Genomic DNA, 17,941 nt, shown 5'->3' on the forward strand with positions numbered 1-17,941 from the left:
AAATCCTTTGTAGCGCGGGTGTTGCCTGCTAATGGTGAACTCTAGTTCTAAGGGTTTTTCCTTATGTAGCGAAATCGACGTAGCGAAATCGCGCCTCGTTTCGTTTTCTTAGCGGGTAAATCATGGCTGATGACGGGCTCCCGGTAAGGTCCATTGCCAAGTCCCTGACCGGCATCTCAGGGTTCGACGAACTCACGCTCGGCGGTCTCCCAACGGGACGGCCGACGCTGGTCTGCGGCTCCGCCGGCTGCGGAAAGACCTTGTTCGCCGCCACCTTCCTTGTCCATGGCGCGCGCGAACTCGACGAGCCAGGCGTCTTCGTAAGCTTCGAAGAACGGCCGGGCGACATCGTCGACAACGTGGCGTCGCTTGGGTTCGATCTCGACACCCTCATTGAGTCCGGCAAGGTCGTCATTGAGCATATCGAAGTCGATCCGTCGGAAGTGGCGGAAATTGGCGACTTCGACCTCGAGGGGCTGTTCCTGCGCCTCGAACTTGCCATCGACTCGATCGGCGCCAAGCGTGTGGTCCTCGATACGATCGAGAGCCTTTTTTCCGCCTTCACCAACCAGGCGGTATTGCGTGCCGAAATCCGCCGTCTGTTCGACTGGCTGAAGGACCGTGGCTTGACGACGGTCATTACCGGCGAGCGCGGCGATGGCGCTTTGACCCGTCAGGGGTTGGAAGAATATGTCTCGGACTGCGTGCTGCTGCTGGATCATCGGGTGCAGAACCAGATTTCCACTCGGCGCCTCAGGATCGTCAAGTATCGCGGCTCAAGTCATGGCACCAACGAGTATCCCTTCCTGATCGATCAGGGTGGCTTCTCGGTACTGCCGGTCTCTTCGCTTGGCCTCAATCACCGTGTCTTCGAAGAAAGGGTCAGCACCGGAGTACCCGATCTCGATGCCATGATGGGCGGCGGCGGCTTCCACCGTGGATCGAGCATTCTCATTTCCGGTGTGGCCGGGTCGGGCAAGTCGTCTCTGGCTGCAAGCTTCGTGGATGCCGCCTGCAAGGCCGGCCAGAAGGCCGTCTATTTTTCCTTCGAGGAATCGCAGGAGCAGACCGTTCGCAACATGCGATCCCTAGGTATCGACCTTGGTACCCATATCACCGACGGAAAACTGAAATACGTGGCGGCGCGTCCGACATTCTACAGCCTGGAAATGCACCTTGCGCTGATGCTGCGGGAGGTTCTGTCGTTCCGTCCGGATATCTTCGTCCTCGACCCGCTTTCCGCCTTCACCGAAACGGGGGATCGATCGGAAGTGCACGCCATGCTGCTGCGCATCGTCGATTTCCTGAAGTCGGAAGGTATCACCGGCGTTCTTACTCACCTCACCCAAAGCGGGCAGACGGTTATTGAAACCGATTCCGGGCTTTCGTCCCTGATGGATGCTTGGATTCTTCTGCTCAACCGTGAGTCCAACGGCGAGTTCAACCGGGAACTCTACCTCCTCAAGGCGCGCGGGCTCAGCCATTCCAATCAGGTCCGCGAATTCGTCATGAGTGATGACGGTATCCATCTCTTGTTGCCCTATACGGGCCAGGGCAGCGCGTTGACCGGCGCGGCGCGACGTGTGGCCGAAGCTGAGGAGCGACGCCAGGAACGGCGGCGCGAGATCGAAGCCGAAAAGGCGCAGAAAATGATCGAACAGCGCCGGCGGCGCACGCTGGCGCAGATTGAAATCCTGCGTTCCGAATTGGACGCCGACGAAGCGGAACTGCGAGGACTTCTCGAAACGGAAGCGGAGCGTCGCTCGCAGATTGAAATGGAAGAAGCCGAGATGCGCAGATCTCGCGGCAGCACATAAGGAACGCCAATGCCGACGGAAAACGCCAACACGCGCAAGCTGACCCTTTATGTTGCCGGCGAGACCCCCAAGTCGTTGGCCGCCATCTCGAACCTCGAGCGCATTTGCCGGGAGCACTTGCCGGGCAAATACCAAATTGAGGTCATCGACCTCAAAAAGAACCCGCAGCTCGCCCGCGAGCACAAGATCGTGGCGATTCCCACCCTCGTGAGGGAGTTACCCATTCCCATTCGCAAGATTATCGGTGATCTTTCCGATGAGCAGAAGGTTCTCATCAACCTGAAGGTCGAATGATGCGGAGCTCCCAGGAACAGGCACTGAAAAGTCTGATCGACGACCTTCGCCAGCGTGTGACCGAGGCCGAGGAGACGCTAGCCGCCATTCGCGAGGGTAGTGTCGATGCCGTAGTGGTGGGCGCTGAAGGCCAGGACGAAGTCCTCGTTATCGGTGACGACGTATTGGCCTTCCGTAACTTCATGGAGGCCATGGAGCCCGGGGCCGTGGCTGTCGATGCTGATGGCCGGCTTCTCTATGCCAACGCCCGCTTCCGCCAGATCTTCGCCGAGGATTGGGATCGCCTGAAGGGAAAGCTCCTGTCTGAGATCCTTCCCGGGCCGGCCGCGCAACTGATCAGCAAACTGATCAGCCATGATGACCACGAGACCGCGCCCGTTTCGGTCTCCTTCCTTGAGCGGGGGGTGGAACGCAATTACCTCGTTTCCGCACGCCCGGTGCATCTTGGAACCATTCGGGGCTTTGCCGTCACCTTTTCCGATCTGACCGAACGCGTTCGGGCCGAAGCCGCCGAACGGGCGCAACGGATCGCCAGCGCCATCATCGCTTCGGCCAACGAAGCAGTCATCGTCTGTGACCGTACGCTGACCATCACCCACGCCAATTTCGCGGCCGAGGCGTTGTCGACGGAAAAGCTGGTCGGTAACCGGCTCGATGCGGCAATTCCACTCAAATTCCCTGACGCGACGGGCATTCTGGAGATCGGCGAACTTGTCGAGTCCTCGCTCCGCGGGACGCCGCTTCGCAGCATAGAGGCCTTCGCCCCCATGTCTCCCGGTGCCCGCGATGTCCTGGTAAGCGCCGCACCGCTGAATATTTCCGACGACGAGCCTGAGGGCTGCGTGCTGACGCTGGTCGATCTCACCCAGCGCAAGAAGGATGAGCGGCAGATGCATCTCCTGATGCGAGAGCTCGACCATCGCGTCAAGAACACCCTGGCGCTGGTGCTGTCGATCAGCAAACGTACTGCCGCCAGCGAGGAGACGCTTGAGGGCTTCCAGGGTTCGTTCAGCGGCCGCATCGAAGCGCTCGCGGCCACCCATAACCTCTTGGCCGGTGCCTCGTGGGAAAGTCTCTCGCTGCGCCAGATCTTTGGCGCCGAGGTCTCGCCCTATGCCGAGACCAGCGGCGACCGCATCAACATCACCGGCCCGGATCTCAGCCTCTATCCACGCGCCGCCATCGCCGTTGGCCTGATTTTCCACGAGCTGGCAACCAACGCGACCAAATATGGCGCGCTGTCCGGCGAGGCTGGGTCGATCAATCTGGAAATCCATCCCAAGACAGACGCTCCATCCGTCGAGGTGACCTGGACGGAGAGGGACGGGCCACCGGTAAAGTCATTCTCCCGCAAAGGCTTTGGCCACACGGTCATCTCCCGTAGCCTCTCCTACTCGCCGCATGGCGGAACGACGCTGGAGTTCGAGCCGACCGGCGTGGTGTGCCGTATCCAGATTCCAATTTCCGACGTCGCCTGAGCCGGCGCCGCCGGCTCGGCATATGCCTCAACTCCGCAGAACTGATGCTTCCACGGCGTCGGCGAGGCGTAGGTCTGCCGCCTCGCCTTGCTTCCGTTCAGGCGAGATAATCGCTCAGTACAAAAGCGTCGAGGCCGGGAATGACCGCGTCGGCCTCCGTCAGCACCGACGATCTGCCGATGCCGAGCGCCGGCATGCCGGCGCCCTTGATCGAGGCGACGCCGGCCACGGCATCTTCGACGCCGAGGCAATCAGCCGGATCGACGCCGAGTTGCGCTGCGGCCTTCAGGAAAATCTCCGGATCGGGTTTGCCGCGCTTCAGAAGCCGCGCGTCGACCACGGCATCGAACATGTCGGCAATACCGAGCCGCTCGAGGATGGCCGGCGCATTCTGGCTGACCGAAGCGAGACCAACCTTGAGGCCGGCGGCACGCACCGTCTTAAGCGTCTCAAGCGCGCCGGGAAGGAGATCATTGCGCGTCATGGTGCCGATCAGTTCCTTGTACCAAACGTTCTTCATATCGGCGAGGCGATCGAATTCGGCCGGTTCCAAGGTGACGCCGCCCTTGTCGAGGATCATCCGCAGCGACATGCGGCGATCGATGCCCTTCAGGCTCTCGGCCAGATCCTCGTCAAAGCCGATGTTGAGCGTGTCAGCCAAGCGTTTCCAGGCGAGGTGGTGGAAACGTGCGGTATCGGTGATGACGCCGTCGAGGTCGAACACGACGGCCTTGAACGGCTTACGGTCGAAGGCGCGTGGTAGCGGCACGGACCGCATCGGCTCCGCCGCCGAAAGATCGATCGGCTCGCCCCGATGGAACAGGCGTATGGCCTCCCCTTCGACGAGACGGAACTCGACGCCAGCCGCCGAAACGGCGACTTCCAGCGTCCGGCCATGATCAACCAGGCGGAAGCGATAACGGCTCCAGGCTTTCGGCAGCGTAGGAGCGAAATGCAGTTCGCCGTTCAGGGCTCTCAGGCCGGCAAAACCATGCACGACGCTCATCCAGGTACCGCCCATCGCCGCCGTGTGGACACCATGGAAGGTGTTGCCGTGGGTGTTGTCGATGTCCATCCGCGCCGTGTCCATGAAGAACTCGTACGCCCGCTCGTTGAGCCCGACCTCGGCGGCGATGATTGAATGGATACAGGTGGAGAGAGAGGAGTCGTGTGTGGTGATGGCTTCGTAATAATCGAAATCGCGCCGCTTGATCGCCTTGGGGAACAGATCGCCGCGCAGGAACAGGGCGAGCACCACGTCGGCCTGCTTGCAGACCTGATGGCGGTAGATCACCAGAGGATGATAGTGCAGCAGCAGCGGATAGTTCTCAGCTGGCGTGCCGGCAAAGTCCCAGACCTTGCGGGACAGGAAAGCATCATCCTGGGCGTGGATGCCGCGCGCCTCGTCATAGGGCAGCCGCAGCCGATCCGAGACGTCGGACCAATGCGCGACTTCGTCAGCGGTCAGATCGAGCCTTTCGTAGAGTTTAGCGAACGCTTCCGGCTTTTCCCGCTCCATCCAGCCAGCCACCTCGGCGGCAAAGCCGACATGGGTCTTGGCCATGACATTGGTGTAGAAGTTGTTGTTGACGAGAGCGGTATACTCGTCCGGTCCTGTTACCTCGTCGATATGGTAGCTGTCCTCCACGAGATGGGCGAGATCGGCCCAGACGCGTGCCGTCTCGAACACCAGTTCGGCGCCACCATCGGTGAGCAGCGTGTCATCGCCGGTCGCTTCGACGTATTGCTTGATGGCGAAGGCGATGTCGGCGTTGATGTGATATTGCGCCGTGCCGGCCGGAAAATAGGCCGAGCACTCCTCGCCCGTAATGGTCCGCCAGGGATAGAGTGCACCGCGAACATGTCCGAGATCGCGGGCGCGCGCTCGCGCCTTGTCGAGATAGCCGATGCGATGTTGCAGCACGGCCCGCGCCAAGTCCGGCAGCGTGCGCAGGAACACCGGCAAGACGTAGATTTCGGTGTCCCAGAAGGAATGCCCCTCATAGCCCTCGCCGGTCAGGCCCTTGGCGGCAATGTTGGTGCGGCCATCGCGACCGATCGACTGGAAGAGATGATAGAGATTGAAGTGCAAGCCCTGCGACAGGGCGTCGTCACCTTCGATCTCGATGTCGGCCTTTTCCCAAAAGGCCGCGAGGCGGGTGCGCTGTTCGTCAGCGAGTCCCTCGAAGCCGACGGCGCGCGCGCCCTCCAATGCCCCGGCGGCTTGAGCGGCTAGCTCGGACACCGGCGCATCGCGGCTGGTGACGATGGCGGTCATCTTTTCGAGCGTGACGGCCTCGCCGGCTTTGGCGACGACACGGAAGCGCTGGGAGAGAACGCCACCGTCCTCCGACGCCGTGCACTCCGGCGTGCTGCCGCCGGCGACGCCGGCCAACGTCTCGATCCTCAGCGTCAGTCCGCTATTGCGGGTGCGTGATACCAGTACCGACCGGCCGGGCGTGGCTGTTGTCTCAACGGTCGAGAGCGCGCGCGCAGAGGCGCCGGAGCCCAGACGGGGATCGAAGCTTTCTTCCGACCCACGTACTTGGCTGTTGAGGGTGGTAACGAATTCAACGGTAGCGTCGGCGTCGAGCGGCGTCACCGCGACTGACTGAGCGAGGATGGCACTGCGAGACAGGCTGACGAGGCGTTTCGCGACGATGCGCACCCGCCGGCCGGCCGGCGATTTCCATTCCACCGTGCGAACCAGGACGCCCTCGCGAAAATCGAGGCTGCGCTCATAGGCGACGATCACGCCGCCAGCGAGGCTGAAGCGTTCACCATCGATGGCAATCTCGACACCCTTGGCGTTGGGCAGATTGAGCATGAACTCGTTGATCCGAGCAAAGCCATAGGCATTCTCGGGATAGCGGATCGCCTCGGTATCATAGAAGCCGTTGACGTAGGTTCCTTCCATGCTGGCGTCGGGCTCGCCCTGCCAAGCTTCGTCGTACGTACCGCGGGTGCCGATATGGCCGTTACCGAGCGCGAACAAGGTCTCGCGCAGCAGGTTGGCGTCGGCGTCCCAGCGGGTTTCGACAAGACGCCAGGGATCGGTGGGCAGCGAGGAGAGCGTGGGGGAGGAGGTCGCGGACACTTCAGTCTCCTTGGAATGGTCGAGCATCGGCTCCAGCGGTCCTGTCCGGACCCAGTGCCGACGATACGTCAAGCTTAGATCCGGCTATCGATGAGCCAACGGCGATGACGCCAGGATGTCAATCGGCCGAGTGAATGTCGTTTGGTTCGGAGTGGCAAAGGCTCGTGCCAAAGCATCCAACTGGTCGTCTTTACCGCCGGGACCGACAAGCGCTCCGCCGTCCGGTAATATGATGGCGGCCAGCCCGCAGGCTCTGGTGAAACCGGTGAGGTTGGTCCGCGGCGGCACGAACAGCAGATCAAAACCGGAGAAAATAGCTTCGATCGTCTGGCACAGGTTCGAGAGGCGGCGCTGAGCATGAACCTGAGCGGAAACCGAGCCACCAAAGACTCTGGCCAGACGCCCGCGAAGATGATGCGGAAATAGCCCAGGTAGTTCCGTGAAAATCGCGGCAATATCGTCGAGCCTAAGGGCGAGCCAGACATCGTCGTCCATCAGGGTAGCAAGCTCGGCAAAGGGAGCGTCAGCGGCGGAGACGGCCGCCAGACCGAGCCGGTCGGCAACGTCGTACGCCGGTGCGGTTCTTCCATTATCCAGAATACCGAGGCTCAATGGTGGCCTCGCGAGCCGCCCATCGATCTCACTCGCGTTCTCGATGATGCAGCGGACCGTCGTCCCCCCAGGAATATCGACCGCGAAAATCGCGATGCCATCCAGCTCCGGAGCGATGGCAAACAAGCCTTCGGTCGAGATCAGCCCCCGCGTCGGTTCGATGGCGACGACGCGATGGCGTGCGGCTGCCGCAGCGGCGCCCAGATCGCTCGCGATACCGAAAGCCGCAAGACCGGCGGCAACCGACGCGGCAGCTCCCACAGCCGGAACCTCAAGGCCGAGAGGATCGACCGGAACTTTGCCGACCAGAAGAGCGCCAGCGGCCTGCAATCGCATGACTACGTCGGCATCGAAATCCGGCTGAAAGTCGAGAGCGGGTACGCCGATCGAAGTCGGCAGCCCAACGACGTCGACATTGGAGCCGACCACATAGGGCATGCCCCAGAGCGGCAGGGCGGACGGATCTGGATGACGGGCAAGAAGATCGCGGGCGGCTTCTGCCAACGAAGCCGGGATGCAACCGTCGCCAAAGGCGGCAAAGCGAGTGGCGATCTCGTCGGCGACTTCGACAAGGCACTCCGGGCATCGCCCAAAACGTGCGCGAAGGCCGTCCAGCGTTAACAAGGGGGCGCTCATCGGCACTCCTCCTATACTGCCCGATTGCCAACCGGACCCTTTCAAAAGCGCTTTTGTGCACGTAACATCGGCGTTACCGGGGTGTCAATGCTTTTATCTCGCGCCACCAACGAGCCGGGCATTTAACGTATTATCCAAATACCTGACAGGTTTTCCGAGTTTTTGAATTGTTCTTGCTTTGGTTGAAAGTTCATTCCGACTAATGAAAGCGCTTTTGTCAATTGAACTGACCTGTACAAATCGAGAAGCAAGGGCTATACAAGCGCCTTGTTTTCCTGCCATCGGCTCCCTTATGAACCTCAAGGAACTGGCGCGTCATCTCGGGCTTTCCCAGAGCACGGTCAGCCGTGCCCTGAACGGCTATCAGGACGTCAGCTCCGATACACGGGAGCGGGTACTGGCGGCGGCGCGACGGTTCGACTATTCGCCAAATGCCAGCGCTCATCGGCTGGCGACCGGACATTCCGGGGCGATCGGCATCGTGTTTCCCTCCGACAAGGATCCGCTGCTCGACCCGCTGTTCACCGACTTTCTTTCCGGCCTTACCAACAGTGCCGCCCGGCGCCAGATGGATATCCTGGTCAGTGCCAGCCTGGATACCACCGACGCAAGCTATCGGCGCCTTGCCCAGCGAGGGTCGGTCGACGCCGTGGTGCTATCAAGTCCGCTCGTCGAGGATTCCCGCGTGCCTCTGCTCGACAAGCTTGGCATTCCCTGCGTGGTGCACGGCCGTACAAAGTCGCCTCGTCCGCACGCCTTCCTCGACATCGACAATGAGGGCGCCTTCCGGCAGGCTGCCGAGCTGCTCATCGGCCTGGGCCACAAGCGCATCGGCCTCGTCAATGGCGACGCGCGCCAGGCCTTTGCCGTCGATCGCGAAGCCGGCTGGCGTTCCGCCCTCCTCCGCGCCGGTCTTGAAGCGCCGGAGATGCTCAATGGCTCCGACATCATGACCGACGAGGCCGGTTACCGCCTCACCGCCGGCATGCTGGATAGCGCAAGCCCACCTACCGCCGTCATCTGTTCCAGCATCTTTTCCGCAGTCGGTGCTTGCCGGGCTATTCGCGACCGAGGGCTGACCATCGGCTCGGACATTTCAGTGATCGCTCATGACGACGGCATCACCTCGATCCGGCCGGAAGCTCACCACCCGCCGCTGACCACCACCTTCTCGTCGATCCATCGAGCGGGCGAGCGCATCGCCGAGATCGCCGCCGACCTCATCGGCGGCAAGGATCCGGCAAGTTGTCAGGAAATCTGGCCGGTTGATCTGATCTTCCGCGACAGCACCAGGCCACCTGTCAGCCCCTGATGGCCGCGTCGCGTAGCGATTTCCTGCCCGACAGCCCCTCCCCTTCCCGCCTGGATCTTTCCGACAGGTGTAGGAACAAGTCGCACCTTCGATGATTGTCTCGCCAATCGTCGAAGGGCAAGGCGGACGAAATTCGGATTTCTGGCAGTCGCCGAAACGCGCCCAAGCTTGAGACGCACTTCGCGCGCGCCAAGAAGCTCGGCGGAACGAAGTAACGCATATCGGCGGCCGCTTCTGCGGTCGCCCATCTCTCGGGAACCTCTCGCGCAATCCTTGCGTTCTCTCAGGAGACAGAAGGAGAATAGCAATGGACGCAGCCAATCGCGACGACGAGATCCGGGCACGCGCTTATCAGCTTTGGGAAGAAGAAGGCCGGCCGGAGGGCCGCGCCGCGCAACATTGGTTTACCGCCAAAGAGACCCTTGCGGTCGAGGAGAACCAGGAGAGCACTTATTTGCCCATCGACAGTGGGACGGATCCCGAGCCGATCGAGGCGCTTGAGAATGCCGGCGAATTTCCGACCCTCACTGATCAAGGCGACCAGCAAATCCCGCATCATCCCAAGCGTGGCGACGCGACGCCTCCGGCCAATAACTGAACAGCCTGAATGCAGCGCGATATAGCGCCGCAGCGGCTTCGCCGTCAGTGCGTCGTGACATTTCCCTTGTAGTCGAGACGGGCCAACGCTAGCACGCCATGAAACCTCGCGCTGGCGCGCCAAACGCCATCCGACCCGAGAACAGGATCGCCGACGTGGGTGTAGCCAGCGTCTTCCAGCCAAGCCTTCGCTTGGGACTCGGTGAAACTGTTCTCACCCGTGAGTGGCGCTTGCGTGGTGGTTGTCTCTTGGGCATGAGGCAATTCGACCAGCACAAGCAACGCCGAGAGCGCCGAGCCTCCGGCAGCTGATATCAGATAACTCGGTTATCCCTTCTTCGGCCAACACCTTTGGCGGAGCGCGCATATGTGCGTTCCAACGCGATGAGCCGGTGATTGTCCCCCGATAAGCGTCCAGATTCCCGCCCTGCCTGGCGATTTTTGCGGCGCGGCCGTGCTGGCGAGCATGCCTCGCACATCGCCGGCTCCGCACAGAGACAAAAAGCCTCCACCGGAATCTCTCACACGGCGACTTGACGCATTTTGGGGAGGAGATTATTCGTATCAGTAATACGTATAAATAAAACGGCGGGCGGAAACGAACCCATGAAGCGTCCCACGCAAAAGGATGTCGCCAAATTGGCAGGCGTCTCGCAGGCGGCCGTGTCGATGGTCCTCAGCGGTACTGGCGCGCCAACCGTGTCGTCAGACACCTGGGAGCGCATCACCGAGGCGGCCAAGACGCTCGGCTATGCACCGAACCGGTTCGCCCAGGCGCTGAAGACGCGACGGACCATGACCATCGCCTGCATCGTCCCGGACATCACCAACCCCTTCTATCCGGTGCTGATCCGTGGCGTACAGGCGGTGGCGCAGGAAGGCGCCTATGACGTCATCACCGTCAATACCGACGGCGACCCGGCCCGCGAGCGGCACTTCCTCGATTGGGCGCATCAAGGCCGGGTCGATGGCGTCATCGGCGTGTTCTTCACCTTGCGGGCAACGGACTTCCGCTCGCTGGTCGAAGCGGGCGTGCCGGTGGTGCGCATCGAGTCGGCACGCAAGAAAGGCGGCGACATCGCCATCGACGACATATTCGTCGATAGCTTTGAGGCGGCCCACGCCGTCGTCGACTACCTCATCCATCGCGGCCATCGCCGCGTCGCCATGCTGGCCGGTACCGGCGGTCCGCAGTGTGTGCGGGTCGACGGTTATCGCAAGGCAATGGCTGCCGCCGGCTTGGAAACATCGGTCACCATTACAGAGGCTTTCAGCGAGGAGGCCGGCTTCACCGCCGCGCAGATCATCCTCGAAAGCGGCTACCGACCAACCGCCGTCTTTGCCGCCAACGACCTGATGGCGATCGGCGTCATGCGGGCCTTGCGCGATCGCCATCTCAGGATTCCCGAAGACGTGGCCGTGGTCGGCTTTGATGACATTTCTCCGGCGAGCCTCGTGTCGCCGCCCTTGACCACCGTCAGCCAGTTCCAGGCCCGCATGGGAGAACTGGCGGCCGAGGCGCTGCTGCAGCGACTGCGCGGGCTGCGCCCACCGCATGGAACAACCGAGGAAGTGCCTTTTCAGCTTATCGAACGCGCCTCGGCGTGAAGCGGCGACCGCAAACCGTGGAAATTCGCCAATCGGCGCATGCCGTGCGGCAAGGGGCCGGATCTACCGGTCGGGAGAGGGCCGGATCACGCGATCGACCAAGTCGAGCAGCAAGCGCGTCGAGCCGGAAAGAACAACAAAGTGGAGGATACAATGGACAGACGGACATTTCTCGCGGGAAGCTTGGGCGTTTCCCTCGTTCCGCTCATGAACAAGCTTGCCTTTGCCGCCGGCAAACCGGTGAGCTGGTGGTATGAGAGTGCTGCTCCGGCGCAGCAGGAAGCCATCGCCAAGGTGCTGGTCGGCGGCTTCAACGCCAGCCACCCGGATTACAGCCTGTCGATCGATTACCGTGGCTCCGAGCTGGACAAGCAGATGCGCGTGGCGCTCCTGTCCGGCAACGGACCGGATGTCGTCTACACCGCCGGACCGAGCTACGTCGCACCGATGGCCCGTGCTGGCCAGCTTCTGGCCCTCGACGGCTATGCCGAGAAGCTCGGCTGGAACAAGCGCATCCTGCCGGTCTTCCTTGAGATGGGCAAATACGACGGCAAGCTCTACGCCGTGCCCAAGACCTATGAGACACTCGGTCTGTTCTACAACAAGGCCGTGCTCGAGAAGAACGGCTGGAAGGCGCCGACCACCATTGCCGAGCTGGAAGGCCTGGCCGACGAGGCGCTCAAGGCCAAGCTCGTTCCCTTTGCGTCCGGCAACGCCGGCTGGCGCGGCAACAACGAGCATTACGTCACCATCGTCTTCAACTCGATTGCCGGCCCTGAGAATGTCTACAAGGCTCTGAAGGGCGAAATCCCCTGGACTGCCGAGCCCTTCGTGACGGCGATCAACAAGCTGAACGACTGGTGGCAGAAGGGCTATTTCGGCCCGGACTATTTCTCGCTGGAAACCGAGCAGTTCTTTGCCCAGATGGCAGCCGGCAAGTCACCCATGCTGCCGAGCGGCACCTGGCACTTCCAGTATATCCAGTCCTACTTCAAGGATAAGGCCGACCAGTGCGGCTTCGTCGGCTTCCCGAGCGCCGAGGGTCTTGGCGGGTCCGTCTACGCGTTGGGCGTTGGCTCGACCCTATCGATCGCCGCCGCGTCGCAGAACCCCGACGGTGCTGCTGCCGCCATCGACTACGTCTTCTCGCCGGAATTCTACAGTGCGATGAACTCCGTCTGGCAGGGCGAGTGGAACGCCCCGCTCGAAGACCTCAGCGCCGTCAAGATTAGCAACGAGGTGCCGGCGCTCTATGCCGAGACCATGAAGACGCTGGCCGATGCGGTGGGCGACAACAAGTATGGCTACACGTCCTGGACCTTCCTGCCACCGGCCACCGATACGCAGTTGATCAACGGTATCGAGGAGGTCTGGCTCGGTCGCTCGACGGTTGCCGACTACCTCGCTCAGATCGACGCCACGTTCCAGCAGGAGAAGGCGGACGGCAAAGTGCCGGCCGTACCTTCTCGCTGACCTCAGGTTCGCATCGGGCGGAAAACGGTTCTCCCCTTTCCGCACGACGCTCCAACACGACGGTTGGAAGCGGCTTAAGCCGCTTCCGCTCGCCGGAGATTCCCCGCATGCATCGCCTCTATCTGATCCCGACGTTGCTCATCAACGTCGTCATCATCTTCATTCCCGCCGCGCTGACCATCGCGCTCGCCTTCTGCCGGTGGGATGGCATCGGCATGCCGGTGTTCATCGGGCTTGCCAATTTCCGACAGCTCCTGGCTGATCGCGTCTTCTGGATGGCGCTCGGCAACAACGTGATCTGGACGGCCATCTTCCTGACGGTGCCGATCGCCATGGGCCTCTTGGCCGCAACCATGATGCTGATCGCCCGCCGCGGCAGCTCCTTCTTCCAGGTCGTCTATTTCCTGCCGATGGTGATTGCCACCGCCATCACCGCCCGCGTCTGGCAGGGCATGATCTATTCGCCGCTGACCGGCATCGCCGGCCTTGTCACTCGCGCCGGCTTTCCAGTTCCCAACCCGCTGACGCAACCGTCCACTGCCCTCTACGGCATCGCCATCGTCGACCTCTGGCACTGGTGGGGCTTTCTCTGCGTCATCTTCTTCGCGGCGTTGCGCCAGGTGCCGCAGGAGCAGATCGAGGCGGCCCGCATCGAAGGGGCGAGCTTCTGGCAGATGCTGCGCTATGTGCTGCTGCCCGGCATCCGGCCGACCATCACGCTGATGATGATCATGACCATCATCTGGTCGTTCCTGGTGTTCGACTTCGTCTACATCCTGACACAGGGCGGACCGGCCTTTTCCAGCGAGGTGCTGTCGACCCTCGCCTATCGCAGCGCCTTCTACGACCTCGCCGTCGGCAAAGCGGCCGCCGTTGCCGTGGTGATCAGCCTGTTCGGTCTCGCGACCACCGCCGTCTACATCCGCCTGCAGGCGAAGGAGTTCGACCAATGAGGTTGATCGAAAGCCGGACGACCTTCGTCCTCACCTACACGGCACTGGCGATCCTACTGCTGATCACGCTGTTCCCGATCGCGCTTCTGGTCCTAAATTCCCTGAAGCCGGCGACACAGATCGTCCAGAGCCCGCTGGCCTGGCCGGAAGTCTACCGCTGGGACAACTTCGTCCGGGCCTGGAACGATGCCCGCTTCGGCACCACCATGCTCAACTCGGCGATGCTTGCCGCTTTGACTATCGTGCTGGTCTGCTCGACCGGCTCGCTCACTGCCTATGTGCTGGCCCGCCGCAAGATCAAGAGCTGGAAGATCGTCACCTTCTACCTGCTTGCCACCACCACGGCGCCAATCCAGCTGTTCCTGTTCCCGCTCTATTTCGGCTTCGCCAAGCTCGGACTGATCAACAACGTCTTTGCGGTGTCGCTGATCTACACGGCGATCTATTCGCCCTTCGCGGTGATGCTGCTCCGAACCTATTTCCTCGCCGTGCCGAAGGAGCTGGAAGAGGCGGCGCTGATCGATGGCGCCACCCACTGGCAAGTGTTCTCCAAGGTGATGCTGCCGATCGTTTCGCCGGGTATCCTCACCGTGGCGCTGATCATCGGTCTCTATTCCTGGAACGAGTTCCTGGTTGCCACGACGTTCCTGCAGCGGACCGATCGGCTGACCGCCGTCGTCTCCTTCTTCCTGCTGTCCGGCCAGTACACCTCCGACTGGGGTGAGATCATGGCCGCAGCGCTCATCATCGTGCTGCCGGTGATCGTCCTGTTCATCGCCCTGCAGCGCCGCTTCATCGAAGGCATGGCCGGCGGATCGGTCAAAGGCTGAACCGCGTACCCGCAACACCTACCGGAGAGTTCCTGATGTCCCTCCCCTCCGACTATCTCGAGCGCGTCTACGCCGGCGTCCTTGGCAAGCTGATCGGCGTCTATCTTGGCCGCCCCTTCGAAGGCTGGACCTTTGCCAAGATCATGGAGAAACTCGGCCCCATCGACTATTACGTCCACGAGCGGCTCGGCCAGCAGCTTGTCGTCACCGACGACGACGTGGCCGGTACCTTCACCTTCCTTCGGGCGCTGGAAGATTATGGCGTTTCGCCAGATCTCTCGTCCGAGGATATCGGCAAGGCCTGGCTCAACTACCTGATCGAGCATCGCTCCATCCTCTGGTGGGGCGGCAACGGCAACTCGACCGAACACACCGCCTGGCTCAATCTCAAGCGAGGCATTGCTGCGCCAGCCTCAGGCTCCATTGCAGTCAATGGTGCGACCGTGGCCGAGCAGATCGGCGCCCAGATTTTCATCGACGGTTGGGCCATGGTGGCGCCGGGCCAGCCTCAGCTCGCCGCTCGCCTCGCCCGCGCTGCCGGTGAGGTCAGCCACGATGGCGAGTCCGTTCATGCCGCAGCCCTCTGGGCAGCCATGGAGGCGGAAGCCTTCGTCTCCAGTGATGTCGATCATCTGATCGACACAGGCCTTTCTGTCATTCCCGGGGATTGTCTAATCGCCCGGCTGATCGCCGACATCCGCCGCTGGCACGCCGAGCACCCCGACTGGCTGACGACGCGGCAGCTGATCCAGGACACCTATGGCTACGACAAGTTCCCTGGCAACTGCCATGTCGTGCCCAACCATGCGCTGATGATCATGGCGATCCTCTACGCGCCGCACGACTTCCAGGCGGCGCAGCGCATCGTCAACACGGCCGGCTGGGATACCGACTGCAATGCCGGCAACGTCGGCTGCCTCAGCGGTCTCATGCTCGGTCTCGACGGCATCGAGGCGGGCCCCGACTGGCGCGGCCCGATCGCCGACCGCTTGTTGATCTCTTCAGCCGACGGTGGCAATGGCATCAACGATGCCGTTCGCATCGCCTATTACGTGGCCAACCTCGGACGGAGACTGGCCGGCGAAGCGCCGCTGCCCTCCCCGAAAGACGGCGCCCGTTTCCACTTTTCCCTGCCGGGCAGCGTGCAGGGTTTCCGCCCGGACGCGCGGCCGACGGCCAATCCCGCGCTTCACGTCGGCAATACCTTCTTCGAGCGTGGGCGCGCCCTGGAGATCGCCTACACCGCCCTGGCGCCCGGTCAGGTCGCCGCAGCAACAACGCCGACCTTCGCGCCGCCCGGTGTCACGGAGATGCGCACCTATGAGCTGATGGCGACGCCGACGGTCTACCCTGGCCAGACGGTGCGTGCCCGCGTCATCGCTCCCAAGGACAACGCGGGCGCCGTCGACGTTCGGCTGACGCTGAAGGTGTTCGGCGAAAAGGATCGGCTCCGCGATGTCGATGGGCACCCCACGACCCTGACGCCCGGCAGCGAAGCGGTGCTCGAATGGCGCCTGCCGGAATTCGACGGCCAACCGATCGGTGAGATCGGGGTCGCCATCACCACTGCGGCCAAACGGGCCGATGGCCGTGTTCTGGTCGACTGGCTGCGCTGGGATGGGGCACCGGAGGTCACGCTGCGCCGGCCCAAGGCGGAGAGTGACTTCTGGCGCATGGCCTGGGTCAACGGCGTCAGCTTCTTCTCCAAGCTGTTCCCACCGAGCTTCCGCATTTCGCAGGCGGTTGGCGAGGGCATGGTCAGCCATGGTACGCGTGAGTGGACCGATTACGCGGTGAAGACCGACTTGACGGTTCACCTCGGCTCCTATGGCGGCCTCGCGGTCCGCGTTCAGGGACTGCGCCGCTACTATGGCATCCGGCTGGTTCGTGACGGGCGGCTGCAGATCGTCAAGGTCCGCGACGAGACCGTGACGGTGCTGGCAGAGGCGCCATTCGACTTCGCCTTCGAGAAGGCTGTTCCCCTGGATGTCCGCGTAAACGGCAACTCGCTCTCCGTCGTGGCAGGCAGCACGAGCCTCGAGGCTCACGACGAAAGCGACACCGCCCTCACCGACGGCGGCATCGGCCTCGTCATCCACGAAGGTGCGCTGTCGACGGACTCCGTCACCATTTCGGCCGCTTGAGACCGACAAGGAGAATAGGAAAATGGCTTCGGTCTCGATCCGCGACGTGGTCAAGAACTTTGGCGCCGCCAAAGTCATCCACGGCGTCTCCGTCGACATCGCCGACGGCGAATTCGTAGTGCTTGTCGGCCCATCCGGTTGCGGCAAGTCGACGCTGCTCCGGATGATCGCCGGCCTCGAAGATATCTCGGGCGGCACCATCTCCATCGGCGGCCGGGTGGTCAACGACCTGCCGCCCAAGGCGCGCGACATATCCATGGTGTTCCAGAACTACGCGCTCTACCCACACATGACGGTAGCGCAGAACATGGCCTTCTCATTGACGCTGGCCAAGGCGCCTGCCGCCGAGAAAGATCAGAAGGTCAAGGCGGCGGCTGATATCCTCGGCCTCACCCCGCTGCTCGATCGGTACCCGCGCCAGCTCTCGGGCGGCCAGCGGCAGCGCGTCGCCATGGGCCGGTCGATCGTCCGTAACCCGCAGGTCTTCCTGTTCGACGAGCCGCTTTCCAACCTCGACGCCAAGCTGCGCGTTTCCATGCGCGCCGAGATCAAGGCGCTGCACCGGCGGCTCGGCACCACCACGGTCTATGTGACGCACGATCAGGTAGAGGCGATGACGCTGGCCGACCGCATCGTCGTCATGCAGGCTGGTCGGGTCGAACAGGCCGGCGCACCGATCGAACTCTACGATCATCCGGAAAATACCTTCGTCGCCCAGTTCATCGGCTCCCCCTCGATGAACACCCTCCCGGGGCGGCGTCAGGGAAGCGGCATCGTGCTCGACAACGGCGGCACGGTCGCCGCTTCCCTCCCCCTGGGTCTTGAGGAAGGAAGGGGTCTTCTGGTCGGCAAACGGCCCGAAAACATCCGCCTCACCGATACGGGCGGCCTACCAGCCACGGTCAAGGTGGTCGAGCCGACGGGATCGGAGACCTATGCCGTGTTCGACGTCGGCGGCGTGGAGGTGGTGGGATTGTTTCGCGATCGCGTCGCTCTTCGCGAACAGCAGGCTGTGGGCCTGTCATTCGACGACGGCCCACTTCACCTGTTCGATGCCGAGACGAAGCGCCGTCTCCCAAGCTGACAAAAT

At 62.4% G+C, this 17,941-nt stretch carries 14 protein-coding genes; 12 read left to right on the forward strand and 2 right to left on the reverse strand.

Annotation, left to right across the window (positions count from 1 at the left end; genetic code table 11):
* The first annotated feature begins 122 nt into the window (after window positions 1-122).
* The 3 genes from kaiC to G522_RS0102105 are packed head-to-tail and all read left to right on the forward strand — an operon-like array spanning window position 123 to window position 3,589.
* Window positions 123-1,817 carry a circadian clock protein KaiC gene (gene kaiC / locus G522_RS0102095; RefSeq protein ID WP_026789635.1) on the forward strand — a complete coding sequence of 565 codons (1,695 nt, stop codon included), beginning with the start codon at window positions 123-125 and terminating at the stop codon, window positions 1,815-1,817.
* A gap of 9 nt (window positions 1,818-1,826) precedes the next feature.
* Window positions 1,827-2,111 (forward strand): circadian clock KaiB family protein, encoded by a 285-nt coding sequence (locus G522_RS0102100; protein ID WP_026789636.1) that lies wholly within the window; start codon window positions 1,827-1,829, stop codon window positions 2,109-2,111.
* On the forward strand, window positions 2,108-3,589 hold the full coding sequence (locus tag G522_RS0102105; RefSeq protein WP_210162870.1) for a sensor histidine kinase: 1,482 nt from the start codon (window positions 2,108-2,110) through the stop codon (window positions 3,587-3,589). The genes G522_RS0102100 and G522_RS0102105 overlap by 4 nt, the downstream gene beginning before the upstream one ends.
* A 97-nt stretch (window positions 3,590-3,686) precedes the next feature.
* Here G522_RS0102105 and pgmB read toward each other — a convergent pair whose 3' ends face one another.
* Both pgmB and G522_RS0102115 read right to left on the reverse strand, forming a co-directional pair.
* Window positions 3,687-6,686, reverse strand: coding sequence for a beta-phosphoglucomutase (pgmB, locus tag G522_RS25145; RefSeq protein WP_210162871.1), 3,000 nt, complete (start codon window positions 6,684-6,686; stop codon window positions 3,687-3,689).
* 84 nt (window positions 6,687-6,770) lie between these two features.
* The gene (locus tag G522_RS0102115) at window positions 6,771-7,802 is read right to left on the reverse strand and encodes an amidase family protein (RefSeq protein ID WP_245586580.1); all 1,032 of its coding nucleotides are present in this window, start codon (window positions 7,800-7,802) and stop codon (window positions 6,771-6,773) included.
* Between G522_RS0102115 and G522_RS30410 the strand changes: the two genes are divergently transcribed.
* From G522_RS30410 to G522_RS0102160, 9 genes are all read left to right on the forward strand, one after another.
* Entirely contained in the window at window positions 7,767-7,919 is a 153-nt protein-coding gene (locus G522_RS30410) for a hypothetical protein (protein WP_245586583.1), read from the forward strand. The genes G522_RS0102115 and G522_RS30410 overlap by 36 nt on opposite strands.
* A 307-nt stretch (window positions 7,920-8,226) precedes the next feature.
* Window positions 8,227-9,246, forward strand: coding sequence for a substrate-binding domain-containing protein (locus tag G522_RS0102120; protein ID WP_026789639.1), 1,020 nt, complete (start codon window positions 8,227-8,229; stop codon window positions 9,244-9,246).
* 307 nt (window positions 9,247-9,553) lie between these two features.
* Window positions 9,554-9,844, forward strand: coding sequence for a DUF2934 domain-containing protein (locus G522_RS25150; RefSeq protein WP_051228092.1), 291 nt, complete (start codon window positions 9,554-9,556; stop codon window positions 9,842-9,844).
* Between the two features lie 605 nt (window positions 9,845-10,449).
* Entirely contained in the window at window positions 10,450-11,451 is a 1,002-nt protein-coding gene (locus G522_RS0102135; protein ID WP_026789641.1) for a LacI family DNA-binding transcriptional regulator, read from the forward strand.
* A 153-nt stretch (window positions 11,452-11,604) separates the two neighbouring features.
* Entirely contained in the window at window positions 11,605-12,924 is a 1,320-nt protein-coding gene (locus G522_RS0102140) for an ABC transporter substrate-binding protein (protein ID WP_026789642.1), read from the forward strand.
* Between the two features lie 107 nt (window positions 12,925-13,031).
* The gene (locus G522_RS0102145; RefSeq protein ID WP_026789643.1) at window positions 13,032-13,877 is read left to right on the forward strand and encodes a carbohydrate ABC transporter permease; all 846 of its coding nucleotides are present in this window, start codon (window positions 13,032-13,034) and stop codon (window positions 13,875-13,877) included.
* On the forward strand, window positions 13,874-14,707 hold the full coding sequence (locus G522_RS0102150; protein ID WP_026789644.1) for a carbohydrate ABC transporter permease: 834 nt from the start codon (window positions 13,874-13,876) through the stop codon (window positions 14,705-14,707). The genes G522_RS0102145 and G522_RS0102150 overlap by 4 nt, the downstream gene beginning before the upstream one ends.
* A gap of 35 nt (window positions 14,708-14,742) precedes the next feature.
* On the forward strand, window positions 14,743-16,851 hold the full coding sequence (locus G522_RS0102155) for an ADP-ribosylglycohydrolase family protein (RefSeq protein WP_026789645.1): 2,109 nt from the start codon (window positions 14,743-14,745) through the stop codon (window positions 16,849-16,851).
* Window positions 16,852-16,873: 22 nt separating this feature from the next.
* Complete coding sequence (locus G522_RS0102160; RefSeq protein WP_026789646.1) at window positions 16,874-17,935, forward strand: ABC transporter ATP-binding protein; 1,062 nt, start codon at window positions 16,874-16,876, stop codon at window positions 17,933-17,935.
* Window positions 17,936-17,941: the final 6 nt, after the last annotated feature.

This window comes from Pleomorphomonas oryzae DSM 16300, assembly GCF_000422965.1.
GTDB lineage: Bacteria > Pseudomonadota > Alphaproteobacteria > Rhizobiales > Pleomorphomonadaceae > Pleomorphomonas > Pleomorphomonas oryzae.